General features: G+C 78.4%; 12 protein-coding genes. 6 read left to right on the top strand and 6 right to left on the bottom strand.

All coding sequences use genetic code 11. The features are described 5' to 3' along the window. Nucleotides 1-56: 56 nt before the first annotated feature. On the top strand, nucleotides 57-650 hold the full coding sequence (locus tag ADL22_RS04475) for a histidine phosphatase family protein (protein WP_066974064.1): 594 nt from the start codon (nucleotides 57-59) through the stop codon (nucleotides 648-650). A 128-nt stretch (nucleotides 651-778) separates the two neighbouring features. Here the strand turns inward: ADL22_RS04475 and ADL22_RS04470 are convergent, their stop codons facing one another. Then, nucleotides 779-2,221 (bottom strand): transcriptional regulator, encoded by a 1,443-nt coding sequence (locus ADL22_RS04470; protein WP_066974062.1) that lies wholly within the window; start codon nucleotides 2,219-2,221, stop codon nucleotides 779-781. 245 nt (nucleotides 2,222-2,466) lie between these two features. Here ADL22_RS04470 and ADL22_RS04465 point away from each other — a divergent pair, with 245 nt between their 5' ends. Then, nucleotides 2,467-2,919 (top strand): hypothetical protein, encoded by a 453-nt coding sequence (locus ADL22_RS04465; protein WP_066974060.1) that lies wholly within the window; start codon nucleotides 2,467-2,469, stop codon nucleotides 2,917-2,919. Between the two features lie 110 nt (nucleotides 2,920-3,029). Here ADL22_RS04465 and ADL22_RS04460 read toward each other — a convergent pair whose 3' ends face one another. The 4 genes from ADL22_RS04460 to ADL22_RS04445 all read right to left on the bottom strand — a co-directional run bounded on the left by ADL22_RS04460 (nucleotide 3,030) and on the right by ADL22_RS04445 (nucleotide 8,075). Beyond that, complete coding sequence (locus tag ADL22_RS04460) at nucleotides 3,030-4,289, bottom strand: glycosyltransferase (protein WP_066974058.1); 1,260 nt, start codon at nucleotides 4,287-4,289, stop codon at nucleotides 3,030-3,032. 121 nt (nucleotides 4,290-4,410) lie between these two features. Beyond that, nucleotides 4,411-5,826, bottom strand: coding sequence for a sugar transferase (locus tag ADL22_RS04455; RefSeq protein WP_066974056.1), 1,416 nt, complete (start codon nucleotides 5,824-5,826; stop codon nucleotides 4,411-4,413). Next, nucleotides 5,823-6,995: a glycosyltransferase family 4 protein gene (locus tag ADL22_RS04450; RefSeq protein WP_079063839.1), complete on the bottom strand. Its 1,173-nt coding sequence runs from the start codon at nucleotides 6,993-6,995 to the stop codon at nucleotides 5,823-5,825. The genes ADL22_RS04455 and ADL22_RS04450 overlap by 4 nt, the downstream gene beginning before the upstream one ends. 63 nt (nucleotides 6,996-7,058) lie before the next feature. Continuing rightward, nucleotides 7,059-8,075: a hypothetical protein gene (locus ADL22_RS04445; RefSeq protein ID WP_066974054.1), complete on the bottom strand. Its 1,017-nt coding sequence runs from the start codon at nucleotides 8,073-8,075 to the stop codon at nucleotides 7,059-7,061. 218 nt (nucleotides 8,076-8,293) lie between these two features. Between ADL22_RS04445 and ADL22_RS04440 the strand changes: the two genes are divergently transcribed. Next, entirely contained in the window at nucleotides 8,294-8,641 is a 348-nt protein-coding gene (locus tag ADL22_RS04440; RefSeq protein WP_066974052.1) for a chaplin, read from the top strand. Nucleotides 8,642-8,796: 155 nt separating this feature from the next. After that, nucleotides 8,797-9,657, top strand: a complete 861-nt coding sequence (locus tag ADL22_RS04435; protein ID WP_066974050.1) for a spermidine synthase — start codon at nucleotides 8,797-8,799, stop codon at nucleotides 9,655-9,657. A 116-nt stretch (nucleotides 9,658-9,773) separates the two neighbouring features. Here ADL22_RS04435 and ADL22_RS04430 read toward each other — a convergent pair whose 3' ends face one another. After that, nucleotides 9,774-10,334, bottom strand: a complete 561-nt coding sequence (locus ADL22_RS04430) for a hypothetical protein (RefSeq protein ID WP_066974089.1) — start codon at nucleotides 10,332-10,334, stop codon at nucleotides 9,774-9,776. Nucleotides 10,335-10,452: 118 nt separating this feature from the next. Between ADL22_RS04430 and ADL22_RS04425 the strand changes: the two genes are divergently transcribed. After that, entirely contained in the window at nucleotides 10,453-11,145 is a 693-nt protein-coding gene (locus tag ADL22_RS04425; protein WP_066974047.1) for a response regulator transcription factor, read from the top strand. 38 nt (nucleotides 11,146-11,183) lie between these two features. Continuing rightward, the gene (locus ADL22_RS04420; protein WP_066974087.1) at nucleotides 11,184-12,653 is read left to right on the top strand and encodes an ATP-binding protein; all 1,470 of its coding nucleotides are present in this window, start codon (nucleotides 11,184-11,186) and stop codon (nucleotides 12,651-12,653) included. The last annotated feature ends 330 nt before the right edge of the window (nucleotides 12,654-12,983 follow it).

The raw sequence follows: 12,983 nt of genomic DNA, 5'->3' as shown, positions 1-12,983 counted from the left end.
CCGCGCCCGTTCCCCGACCCCGACGAGCCGGCCCCCCCCGGCGAGAGGTACGACCCATGGCACCCCGCATTTTCCTGGCCAGACACGGGCAGACGGAGTGGTCCGTCTCCGGGCGGCACACCGGACGCACCGACATCCCCCTCCTGGAGGAGGGCCGGCACGGCGCCAAGCAGCTGGGCGAGCGGCTGCACCGCGCCCCCTGGGACGGCCTGCCGGACGCCGAGGTCCGCACCAGCCCGCTGCGGCGCGCCCGGGAGACCTGCGATCTGGCCGGTTTCGGCGCGCGGGCCCAGGAGTGGGACGCGCTGCTGGAGGTCGACTACGGCGCGTACGAGGGGCTGACTCCGGCCCAGATCAAGGAGGGCCGGCCCGGCTGGCTGATCTGGCGGGACGGCGTCCCCGAGGGCGAGACGCTGGCGGAGGTGTCCGCGCGGGCGGACGAGGTGGTCGCCTGGGCCCGCTCCGCCGACCGCGACGTGCTGGTCTTCGCGCACGGCCACATCCTGCGGGTGCTGGGCGCGCGCTGGCTGGGCCTCCCGGTGTCGTTCGCGGCCCGGCTGCGGCTGGCGCCGGCGTCCCTGTCGGTCCTCGGCTGGGCGTACGGCGAACCGGCCGTGGAGAGCTGGAACGACACCGGGCACCTGGACTGAGGAAACGGGACGGCGCCGGGAGGACGGGCTAACGGGGACGGGCTTACGGCGCCGGACTTACGGGAACGGGCTCACGGCGACGGACTTACGGGGGACGGGCTCACGGGGACGGGCTCACCACGGCGGGCTCAGACCCGTACCGCCCCCTCCGCCCCCGGCTGCCGCGCCGCCGTGTGCCGCTCCAGGAAGCCGGCGACCGCGCCGCAGCTCCGGTAGGGGCGCAGTACGCGCGCGGTGCCGTCCAGCATGGCGCGGATGCGGGCCGAGCGGACGCCGGTCAGCAGGCCGAGGACCCTCAGCCCGGCCGCGGCGGCCTCCTCGGCGGCGCCGCTGGCCGCGAGGTTGCCGGCCAGTTCGGCGGTGAACAGCGCGATGTTGCGGGTGAAGTGCGGGTCCTGGAGGTCCACCGCGCGCCGCGCCTCGTCCGCCGCGCGGTGCCGGTCGCCCAGCGCCGACCAGCACTGCGCGGTCAGGCCGGCCAGTTCCGCCTCGCCGTAGAACGTCATCCACTCCGGGTCGCGGTCGCCGGGCCCGGCCGCGAAGAGCCGTTCGGCGCGGGCCAGCGCCCGCTCGCAGCCGGCCCGGTCGCCGAGCCCGGCCCGGCCGCCGGCCTCGCGCAGCGCCAGCAGCGACCGCAGCCGCGGCGAGCCGAGTCGTTTGGCGGCCTGCTGGGCGGCCTGCGCGGCCCGGACCGCCTCGCGCGGCCGGCCGGCGTCGCGGGCCAGGAACGCGGTGTTGCAGAAGGCGTGCGCCTCCAGGGCGGCGTCGCCGGAGACCCGGGCGGTGGACAGCGCCTCGGCGTAGTGCGAGCGGGCGTCGTCGAAGCGGCCGGAGTCGTGCGCCAGCCAGCCCACCGAGATGGCCAGTTCGCCGGCGCCGGCGTGCAGCCGGTCGTAGACCGCGCGGTGCCGGATCCCGGCGTCCAGGAGTTCGTAGGCGGCGCGCAGCGGCTGGACGGCGCGGTGGTACAGGCCGTCCGCGCCGTGCCGGTCGTCCAGCAGCCGGATCCGGCGGACGGCCTCCTCCACGGCGGTGGCCTCGGTGGCGCCCGCCCGGGCGCCGGGGGCGGTACGGGGACCGGGCACGGTCCCGGCGGCGCCGGCCGGTCCGGCGGGGCCGGCGGCCGGGAAGAGTCCGGCCAGGCCCAGGGCGGCCGCCGGGCCGCCGGTGATGAACGCGCGACGCAGCACGTCGCTCTCCTCGGAGTTCTGGATACGGGTATCGCGGTGGTCGGGGTCGGGTGCCAGGGGCGCGGCGCCCGCCGCGGCGCGGGCCCCCCGTCCGCGGACCGTCTCCCGCGGCGCGAACCCCATGTCGGGCAGCGTCAGCCCGGGGAACATGTGCCGGAACACCCGTTCGTAGGCGTAGTTCGGGCACCGGATCTCCCCGGACTCGACGCGGCCCACGTAGCGGGCGTCGCAGGAGACCTGCTCGCCGATCTCACGGGCGGACCGTCGGACCGCCGCCGCGAACTCGCCGGGGGACAGCCGCCCGCGCAGCTGCCGGAAGGCGGTGTTCGGGCGGGCGGGTACGGTGCGGGACGACGCTGAACGCTCGGCTTGCGACGTCATGGCGGACCTCTCCGTGCCCTCTCCGTGCCATCGTGTGACGTGCCGCTTCCTGGCGGTGCGGCGGGACGACCGTACCGGCTGTGACGGGCCCGCCACCCTGCGTTTGGCCACAAACCGGAATATCTCACCCGCGATCCGCCATGAAGTGCCATCCTTTGCGGCGTTCCGCCGCCGTAGCTGTTGACGCGTTCCGCCGTTGAAGAGGGTGTAAAGGGTGTGGCGCGTGCAGGAGGAGGGGTTCTGTCGTGTGGGAGACCGGCGTCAGCGGGGGCGGCGAGGAGCGGGCGGGCCGGGCCGCCGGCCAGGAGGGGCGTACCGCCCCGGCGGGTCCCGCCCGGCCCTGCGACCTGGTGACGGTGCCGGCCCGGCAGGGCCTGGAGGCGGTGGACATCCTCCGGCTGCGGGACGGGGTCGGCCCGGTCCTGCACGACGGCGCCTGCGACACCCTCGGCTTCCTGGTCCCGCCCGGCACCGCCGACGGCTGGGACGTCCCGGGCAGCGCCTGTACGCGGACGAACGGCCGGGGCATCGCGTTCGGTACGCCGGGGGAGGGGGCGGTGCCGGAGCCGCCGGTGCAGGGGTCCGGCTGGCTGGTGCCGCCGGAGGGCGCGTACGCGGACGCCACCGACCCGGTGGTGCTGCGGGCGGCGCTGGGCGAGGCGGCCCGCACGATCGAGGCGGTCGACCGCTGCCAGTGACGTCCCGCCGGCCGGCGGGAGGGAGACGTCCGGTCCGCCGGTGAGGTGGCGGGGCCGGTGAGGGGCGGCCGCGGCCGCCCCTCGGTCGTGTCCGGCGCGGGGCCGGGCGGTCAGCGGGTGGTCAGGGTGTGGCCGTCGGGGTCGGGGGCGGGGGAGGGGTCCGGCAGGGAGACGCCCGGCGGCAGGCCGGGGTGCGGCGGCGCGGCGGGCCGCGGGTCGGGCGCCGCCGGGCGGGCCCGGCGCACCGAGGCGAGCGCTTCCTCGTAGACGGCGGTCAGCTCCGCCGCGCTGCGGTCGATGTCGTAGCGCCGGACGACCGGCGGCACCGGCAGCCGGCCGGGGCCCGTGCGCCGCAACTCCCGCAGGGCGGTGGCGAGTTCGTGCACGCCGGGGCTCACCCGGCGGGCGCCGGGCGCCTGGTCGCCGGGGAGGTCGTCGACGGCCGGGCAGCTGCCGTACAGCACGTGCAGACCGGACGCCAGGGCCTCCAGGGCGGCCAGTCCGAACGCCTCGTCGGGGGACGGGGAGACGAAGACGTCGATGGCGGACAGCAGTTCGGGGATGCCGGGGACGCCGGGGGTGCCGTCCGGCGGCGGGCCGCCGGTGGCGCCGCGCGCGCCGAGCAGGTGGATCCGGTCGCCGGAGCCGAACTGCCCGGCCATCCGCCGCAGCATCTCCCGCTCCGGCCCGTCGCCGGCCAGCAGCAGATGCACCCCGGGCAGCTGGGTGATGGCGCGCACCAGGACGTCGAACCGCTTGGCGGGCACCAGCCGGCCGGCGCCGCCGACCACGAACGCGTCCGGTGGCAGGCCGAGCCGGACCCGGACGGCGGCGCGGGCGGCCGGGTCGTAGGCGAAGCGGTGCGCCTCGATGCCGTTGGGGACGACGTGGACGCGGTGCCCGGGGACGCCCCAGCGGCGCAGCCGGGCGGCGACGGTGTCGGAGACCGCGACGGTCGCCGAGCCCAGCCGCTCGGTGGCCCGGTACAGGGCGCGGACGGAGCGGGTCAGCCGCCTGCCCTCGATGACCGCGTCGCCCAGCGAGTGCTCGGTGGCGACCACCGCCCGGACGCCGGCCAGCCGGGCGGCGATCCGGCCGTAGACGCAGGCCCGGTACAGGTGGGTGTGGACGAGGTCGGGGCCGGCCGCGCGGATCAGGCCGGCGAGCCGGGGGAGCGCGGACAGGTCGCGGGTGCCGGTCATGCCGAGGTGGGTGACGGGGGTGCCGTCCGCCTCGATGGCCTCGGCGAGCGGGCCGGGGTTGGTCAGGGTGACGACCTCGCAGCGGGCGGGCAGCCGGCGCAGCAGCAGCCGCAGCTGCTGGGCGGCGCCGCCCGCTTCGAGGCCGGTGATGACGTGCAGGACTTTCACCGGATCCCTCCAGGGGTAGCGGCCGAAGGTGGCCTGGTCGGTGGCCGGGTCGGCCTCGTCGGGGCAGCGCCCGCCGGGGCGGCGTGCGGCGCGGGTGGGGGCGGCGCGGCCGGGCCGGGGGTCATCCGGCCGCCCGCCCGGTGCGCCGCCGGGCCGCGGCGCGCAGCAGGATCCGCAGGTCCTGGCCCGGCGACCAGCTGTCGATGTAGAGGTTGTCGAAGCGGGCCCGGTCCTCGGCGGGCGCGCCGTCGCGCAGTCCGTGCACCTGCGCGAGGCCGGTGAGGCCGGGCGGCATCCGGTGCCGGGCCGCGTAGCCGGGGTGGCGGCGGGCGAACTCGGCGGCGCGGGCGGGGCGTTCGGGGCGCGGCCCGACCAGGCTCAGGTCCCCGCGCAGCACGTTCCACAGCTGCGGCAGGCCGTCCAGGCCGGTGCGGCGCAGCCACCGGCCGACCGGTCCCGGGGCCGCGCCGGGGCGCGCCGTACGGAAGCGGAGCAGGGCGAAGCGGCGGCCGTCCCGGCCGGTCCGCTCCCGGCGGCACAGCACCCCGGGCCCGTCCGCGCACCGGGCCGCCAGCGCGCAGCCGAGCAGCAGCGGCGCGGCCGCCAGCAGCGCCGCCGACGCCAGCAGCAGGTCAGCGGCCCGTTTGGCGGCGCGGCCGCGGTGCGGCGCGGCGGTCTCGTACGGGCGGCACGGGAACCCCCACAGGTGGCCGGTGCCCGGCGCGGGCGGCCGGCCGTCGCGCCACGCGGCCGGCCCGGCCAGCCAGACCGCCGCGCCCTGCCCGAGGAACCGGCGCAGCAGCGCGGCGGCGTACGGGTCGCTCTCCGGCGGCAGCAGGAACACCGCGTCGCGGACGGTGTGCCGGATGACGGCGCGGGTCAGGGCCTCGGCGGAGCGCAGCCGGGGCGGGGCGGCGGCGGGCGGGGCGGTCTCGGGGCCGGGCGGGCCGGCCGGGACGACGCCCACCGGGCGCAGCCCGTACTCCGGGTGGGCCAGCAGCGCGGCGGCCAGTTGGCGGGCGGCCGGTTCCGGGCCGACGAGCAGCGCCGAGCGGGGGCGGCGGCGGGCGGCGGCGCGCCGCGCCCGGTGCACCGCGGCGCGCCCGGCGGCGGCCAGCAGCGCCTGTCCGGCGATCGCGGCGGCCAGCGCGAGCGGGCCGAGGTGCTGGCCGGGGCGCAGCGCGGCCAGCCCGGCGGCGACCGCGCACCAGGCGGTGGCGGCGCGGGCCAGCAGCGGCGCCAGCTCGTCCAGGGCGGTGGCGGCCGGGCCCGGACGGTACAGCCCGGCGCGGGAGGTGAGCAGCAGCAGGAGGGGGACGAGCGGGACGAGCAGCGCGGGGCCGGGGCCGCCGGCCAGGGCGGCGGCGCCGGCCGCGGCGAGGGTGTCGGCGGCGGCCAGCAGGGCGGGCACGGCCCACCGGGGGACGGTCCGGGCGGGCCGGGCCGGGGCCGCGGGGCGGGCGGCCGGGCGGCGGGGCGGCCGGGCCTCGGGGACCGGGCGGGGCAGCGGCGGCGCGGCGGCGCGGTCGGTGGTCATCGCACGGCCCGTTCCACGGCCAGGACGGGCGGGACGGCCAGCAGCTCGCGGTAGACGTTCAGCACCGCGCCGGCCGTGCGCCGCACGTCGTGGGCGGTGGCGACGTGCTCGCGCAGCCGCCCGCCGAGCGCGGACCGCCGTTCGGGGTCGGCGAGCAGGGCGGTCACGGCGCGGGCCAGGGCGGCCGGGTCGCCGGGCGGCACCAGGCACTCCTCCGCCGCGTCCGCCGGTACGCACTCCCGTACGCCGCCGGTGTCGGCGAGCACCACCGGGCGGCCGCACGCCATCGCCTCCAGCGGGACCAGCGGCATGCCCTCCCAGCGCGAGGGCAGCACGACCAGGTCGGCGGCCCGGTACCAGGGGAGCGCGCTGTCGGCGGCGCCCGCGAAGAGCACCCCGTCCGGCGCGGCCCGGTGCAGCGCCGCCCGGTCCGGCCCGTCGCCGACGAGGACCAGCCGGGCGCCGGGCACCGCGGCGGCCACCTCCGGCCAGGCCCGCAGCAGCACCGCTTGGCCCTTGCGCGGGCACAGCCGCGCCACGCACACCACCAGCGGCGCGCCGGGCGGGACGGTGTCGCACAGCGCCGGCAGCGCTTCCCGCAGCGCGTCCCGGTCGGTGTCCTCGGCCGGGGCGCAGCGCCGCGGGTCGACGCCGTTGGGCACGACCACCCAGCGGGCGCGCAGCCCGGCGGCGGTGGCGCGGGCCCGCTGCGCCTCGCTGACGCACAGCACCCGGTCCGTCCAGCGCGCCGCGTACCGCTCCCAGGCGCGCGCCGCCGCCCCGCCGGGCCCTTCGAACCGCCAGCGGTGCGGCTGGTGGATCGTCGGGATGCGGCCGCGGACGGCGAGCCGGGCGGCGAAGCCGGCGCGGCTGCCGTGGCTGTGGACGAGGTGCGGGCGGGTGCGGCGGATCAGCCGGGCCAGCCGGCGGGTGTCGGTGAGCGCCGTCTCGGCGGTCCAATGGGCCGGCCAGAGCGCGACCTCGGCGCCCGCCACGGCGGCCTCGACGTGCAGGGTGCCGCCGGGCGGCGCGGCGACCACCACCCGCAGTCCGGCCGCCGCCTGGGACCGCACCAGGTCGGCGACGACCCGGGCGGTCCCGCCGTCGACCGGCTGGGACACATGGAGGACGGTGAGCCGCTCCGGCGGCGGCGGGTCGTGTGGCAGCACGGGCACTGCTCCCCTGGGGACCGAGGTGTCGGGACAACTCCGCGGGAAACGCCGGCGCCGCGCTCAGTGCCCGGCACCGGCCTGGACGAAGAGCGCGCCGAGCAGATATCCCGCCTTTCGGGTGGTGAAGCGGAATGCCAGCCGGTCGCCGCCGTAGCGCAGCGCCGGCGTCAGATCGAAGAGGCCGGAATCGAGGCGGCCGGTGGTGCGGCATTCGGGTGCACGGACCGTCCGGCCGCCGAAATCGGGGCCGGCGGATTTCGCCGGGGAATTCGCCGGACCGGCGGAATCGCGGAGCACGACCGGAGTATTCCGCCCGGCCTTGGCGGTGATTCCGCTCTCGTTATCCCGCATTCCGTGGTACGTGACCGTGCCGGCCCGGCCGCGCGCCCCGGGCGGAATGCGCAGCCCGTTCAGCGCCACCGTCAGCGCCCGCCGCCGGCCGCCCAGTTCCTCGAATCCGTCCCACAGCGCGAGGCGGCGCAGCGGCGCGCGCGGGTGGGTGTAGACGGCGACCAGCGCCCAGCCGCCCCAGCTCGCGGTCCGGGCGCGGGCCCCGGTGGCGCGGGCGACGGTGTACGGGCCCGGGCCGCCCTGCCGCACCAGCGCGGTGACGTCGGCGGACGCCTGGTAGGTGTCGGCGCGGGGGGTGGTGCGGTGGCCGATCGCGCCGTCGGCGCGGACCGGGCGGTAGCGGCCGCCGGGGCCGGCGAGCAGCACCCGGGCGGGGTCGGGGCCGGTCCGGTGGCCGCCGGCCCCAAGGGCGCCGGCCGGGAGGCCGCCGCCCCAGTACAGGCGGGCGTAGCGCACCCGGGCGCCGGCCGGCAGCCGCAGCCGGGCGCGGGACGGTCCGGAGCGCGCGGCCCCGGCCCGGCGCCCGGCGGCGCGGCAGCCCGGCCAGGACGCGGCGGCCCGGGAGATACCGCCGTGCCCGGTCGTGTGGAAACGCTCGGCGAAAGGAACGCGGGCGGAATCCCCGGGGGCCGGGGCGGCCGCCGCCGACGTCAGCGCGGCCGACAGAGCCAGGGCCGCGAGCGCGCTTACGGCGCCGCGCCCGGTGCGGTCCATCGACTTCCGCATGTCGTCCTCTCCGATGCCAATCAGTCAAACAGGAGAGCACTCTGACAGAAATGATGCTGGAAATCGCGGCAGGCACGCCGCAGACCCGTCCGGGTTTCCGATCAGCCGAATACCAGCCAGACAGCCTAATGAAGCCGCATAAATGGTAACGGCCGCATCCATGGCCCATATTGTTCGTTGTGTCCGATGCCCCATTCGCGAACTGAAAGGAGAATGGGATGAAGCGGTTCGTCAAGACCGCCGCGATGGCCGCGGCCACCTCGGCCCTGGTGCTGAGTGGCGCGGGCGTCGCCGCCGCCGACGGCGGTGGGCACCATGGCCGTGAGGGCCGTCACCACGGCCACCACGGCCACCACGGCCGTGACTTCGGCCGTAACGAAGAGGGCGGTTCCCGCCACGGCCGGGGCGGCGCGTTCGCCGCGGGCTTCGCCGCCAACTCGCCGGGTGTCCTCAGCGGCAACGTCATCCAGGTGCCGATCAACATCCCGATCAACGTGTGCGGGAACAGCATCGACGTGATCGGTCTGCTCAACCCGGCGTTCGGCAACAACTGCCTCAACAAGTGACGCGGCGCCGGTCCGGAGGGACATCGGACCGGCCCCGGTCACGGCACACCGGGGCGGGCGCTCGCGGCTTCGGCCGCGGGTGGCCCGCCACCCGGCTTTCCCCACCCTTCTGACCTGCGCGGATCCGCTGCGCGCGCGGGCGCCATACTGGGGGCATGGCGAGAAGCAGACGCGGGCGCGGCGGACCCGAGGCGGTCACCGGGGAGGTCGCCGGCGGCACCGCGGAACTGCGGCCCGACCGCGACCGGCCGCGCGGCTGGACGCTGCTGATCGACGGCGCCCCGCAGTCCCACGTGGACCTCGACGACCCGGCGCATCTGGAATTCGCCTACCAGCGGCGGCTCGGCCACCTCGCCGACCTGGCCGCCCCGCCCGGCGCCCCGCTGCGCGCCGTCCACCTCGGCGGCGGCGCCCTGACCCTGGCCCGCTACATCGCCGCGACCCGGCCGCGCTCCACCCAGCAGGTGGTGGAGATCGACACCCCCCTGGTCCAGCTCGTCCGCGCGCATCTGCCGCTGCCGGGCACCTGGCGGATACGGGTGCGCGGCGCGGACGCCCGCGCGGGGCTGGCGAAGATCCCGGACGGCTGGGCGGACCTGGTCATCGCCGATGTCTTCGCCGGGGCCCGTACGCCCGCGCATCTGACCAGCGCCGAATTCGCGGCGGAGGTGCGGCGGGCGCTGCGGCCCGGCGGCTGGTACGCGGCCAACATCGCCGACGGGCCGCCGCTGGCGTTCCTGCGCGGCCAGATCGCCACCGTCCACACCGTCTTCCCCGAGCTGGCGCTGACCGCCGATCCGGCCGTACTGCGCGGCCGGCGGTTCGGCAACGCCGTACTGCTCGCCGCGGCCGGACCGCTGCCCGTCGCGGAGCTGGCCCGGCGGGCGGCCGGCGACCCGCACGCCGGCCGGGTCGAACACGGCCGGGCGCTGCTGGACTTCACCGGCGGCGCGGCCCCGGTCACCGACGCCACCGCGGTCGCCTCCCCGGCCCCGCCGGCCGGGGTGTTCACCTGAGGGACCGGGCCGGGGCGGCCGTGTGCGGGCCCAACTCCCGTGCCGCATGGCCGCGTTGTCGAATTCGCGGGCCGGGGCGGGGCCGGCTCCCCGGCGTGCGGCGGTCAACTTCCGCCCTACGTAGCGCGGTTGCTGGTCTCCACGATCGGCGGATGCCCGTTCCAGGTGCAGATCACCGAGGTGTGCGCGGCGCCGGCGGTGAAGTCCACCCGCAGCCACTGGTCCTGCTTCCACACCTGCATCTCCCAGCCCGCGTTGGGCGTCGCCGACACCAGCTCCGCGGAGCCGGGGCCCAGTGAGAGCACCACCCGGCCGCCGGACGTGGTGTAGCCGCGGACCCGGCCGCCGGCGGACGAACCGGTGCCGCCGCCCGCGGACGGCGGGGCGGGCGGTTCGGTGCGGGACGGGGCGGCGGCCCGCGGCGCGTCGTCACCGGGGGAGGCGGACGGGGAAGCCGGGGCGGAGGGGCGCGCGGTGGCCGGCGCGGAGGGTTTCGGCCGGTGGGTGGAGGAGACCTGCGGCAGGGCGGAGGCCGCCACCTGGTCGGACAGGGGCAGCGCGCGCGGCGCGTCGTACGCCGTACCGGAGAGCACGGTGTGCACGCCGAACCACGACAGGGTGACCGCGGCGCCGGTCGCCAGCGTCCAGGCCGCCGCGTGAACCAGACCTCGTTGCATCTGCGTCATCTTGCCGCACCCGCCGGGCCGGTGGCAGCCGGGCCGGCGGCGGCCCCGGGCCCGTCCGCCCGTCAACCGCGCGCCGGGGCGCTCGCCCGGATGGCGTACGGTGCCGCCCATGGCACGTGTGCTCGTGGTCGAGGACGACCAGTTCGTACGCTCCGCGCTCATCCGGCATCTGACCGAGGCCGGCCACGCGGTGCGCAGCGTCGGGACCGCGCTCGCGGCGCTGCGCGAGGTGGCGCAGGTCGGCTTCGACGTGGTGGTGCTGGACCTGGGACTGCCCGATCTGGACGGCGGGGAGGCGCTGAAGATGCTGCGCGGGATCACCGACGTCCCGGTGATCATCGCCACCGCGCGGGACGACGAGGCCGAGATCGTCCGGTTGCTCAACGACGGCGCGGACGACTACCTCACCAAGCCCTTCTCGGTCGAACACCTCTCCGCCCGGATGGCGGCCGTGCTGCGCCGGGCGCGGGGCGCGGCCCCCGGCGCGGAACCGCCCTCACGAGTGATCCGCGTCGGCGGCCTGGCCATCGACCCGCTGCGCCGCCGCGCCGAACTCGACGGCACCGAACTCGACCTGACCCGCCGCGAGTTCGACCTGCTGGCCTTCCTCGCCCGCCGCCCCGGCGTGGTCGTCGCCCGCCGCGAACTCCTCGCCGAGGTCTGGCAGCAGTCCTACGGCGAGGACCAGACCATCGACGTCCACCTGTCCTGGCTGCGCCGCAAACTGGGCGAAACCGCCGCCCGCCCCCGCTACCTGCACACCCTGCGCGGCGTCGGCGTGAAGCTGGAGCCGCCGCGGTGATCCGGCCGCGGCGGGCGGCCGCCGCGCCGGCGGAAACGCTGCGCTGGGCGCTGGTCAAGGTGGCGCTGGCGGTCACCACGATGGTCGTGGTCGCGTTCGCGGTGCCGCTGGGGCTGGTGGTGCGCGAGATGGCGTCCGACCGCGCGTACGCCAACGCCGAACGGCAGGCCGCCGCCCTCGGCCCGGTCCTGGCGATCACCACCGACCGCACCCAGCTCGAACGGGCCCTGGCCAGCGCGGAGACCGGCCCCGGCGGGCGGATCGGGCTCCACGTCCCGGCGGCCGGACCGGGCGGCGGCCCTGCCGAGGTCGGCACCCGCCGGGCCGCGCCGGCCGACGTCGCCGCCGCCGTCCGGCTCGGCCGCGCCTCCATCGCCCAGGTCCCCGGCGGCACCGCGCTGCTCCAGCCCACCGCGGTCGCCTCCGGTATCGCGGTGGTCGAGGTCTACGTCCCCGACGCCGCGCTGACCAACGGCGTCACCACCTCCTGGGCGGTGCTGGCCGGCGTCGGCCTCGCGCTGGTCATCGGGTCGGTCGCGGTCGCCGACCGGCTCGGCACCCGGATGGTCCGCCCGGCCGAGCGGCTGGCCGCCGCCGCGCACGACCTGGGCCGCGGCGACCTCGGCGTACGGGTGCGGGAGGACGGCCCGGCGGAACTGCGGTCGGCGGCCAGCGCGTTCAACTCCATGGCCGACCAGGTCGTCCAGCTGCTGGCCAACGAACGGGAGCTGGCCGCCGACCTCTCGCACCGGCTGCGCACCCCGCTCACCGTCCTCCGGCTCAACGCCGCCTCGCTCGGCGACGGCCCGGCCGCCGAGCAGACCCGCGCCGCCGTCGAGCAGCTGGAGGGCGAGGTCGACCGGATCATCCGCGCCGCCCGCGCCCAGCGCGCGCACACCGTCCAGGCCGCCGCCGCGGCCGGCTGCGACGCGGCCGAGGTGATCGCCGAGCGGATGGCGTTCTGGTCCGCGCTCGGCCGCACCGCCCGGGTCGCCGGCGCCGACCGCCCGGCCCGGGTGCCGGTCGCCCGCGCCGACCTCGCCGCGGCCCTGGACGCGCTGCTCGGCAACGTCTTCCGGCACACCCCCGAGGGCACCGCGTTCGCCGTGGACGTCCACCACGCCGACGACGCGGTGATCGTGCTGGTCTCGGACGCCGGACCGGGCATCGCCGACCCGGCCGCCGCACTGCGCCGGGGCTGGTCCGGCGGCGGCCGGGGGGAGCGCCCGGCGGCCGGCCGGGGCGGTTCCACGGGCCGCGGTTCCACGGGCCTGGGGCTGGACATCGTCCGCCGGCTGGCCGAGTCCACCGGCGGCGACGTCCGCATCGGCCGCTCCGTCCTGGGCGGCACCGAGGTCCGGGTGTGGCTGTCACTGGGCGGGCGCCGCGCCGCCCCCGGCGAGCGCCGCGGCCGCCGGCTGCGGCGGCGGCTGCGGGGGCGGGCGCCGGCCGGCCGGGGGCGGCGGCCCGGCGGGGGACCGGGCGCGGGGCCCGGCGGCGCCTCGTGACCCTCACGTCCACCCCCTCGCCCGCGCCTCACGCCCCCTCCTCTTAACCGCCCCCTTCCGCTTCCTTAAGGCGGCCATAATTCCCCCAACCCCCGGGCGGAATCGGCCATTTGTCCGTTTCCCTGCCGCTAGCGTGCGGGACGCGCCACCGCCTCCCCCGGCGGTACGCCCCACCCCCACGCGACGAACAGGCAGGCAGACATGACCAAGGCCGCACACCGGCGCCGGACCGGCCGCACCGCCCGGGTCGCCGGCGCCGACCGCCCGGCCCGGGTGCCGGTCGCCCGCGCCGACCTCGCCGCGGCCCTGGACGCGCTGCTCGGCAACGTC

It is taken from the genome of Streptomyces sp. NRRL F-4489 (assembly GCF_001509485.1).
Classification (GTDB): Bacteria; Actinomycetota; Actinomycetes; order Streptomycetales; family Streptomycetaceae; genus Streptomyces.
This window is presented reverse-complemented; position numbering and strand designations above follow the sequence as displayed.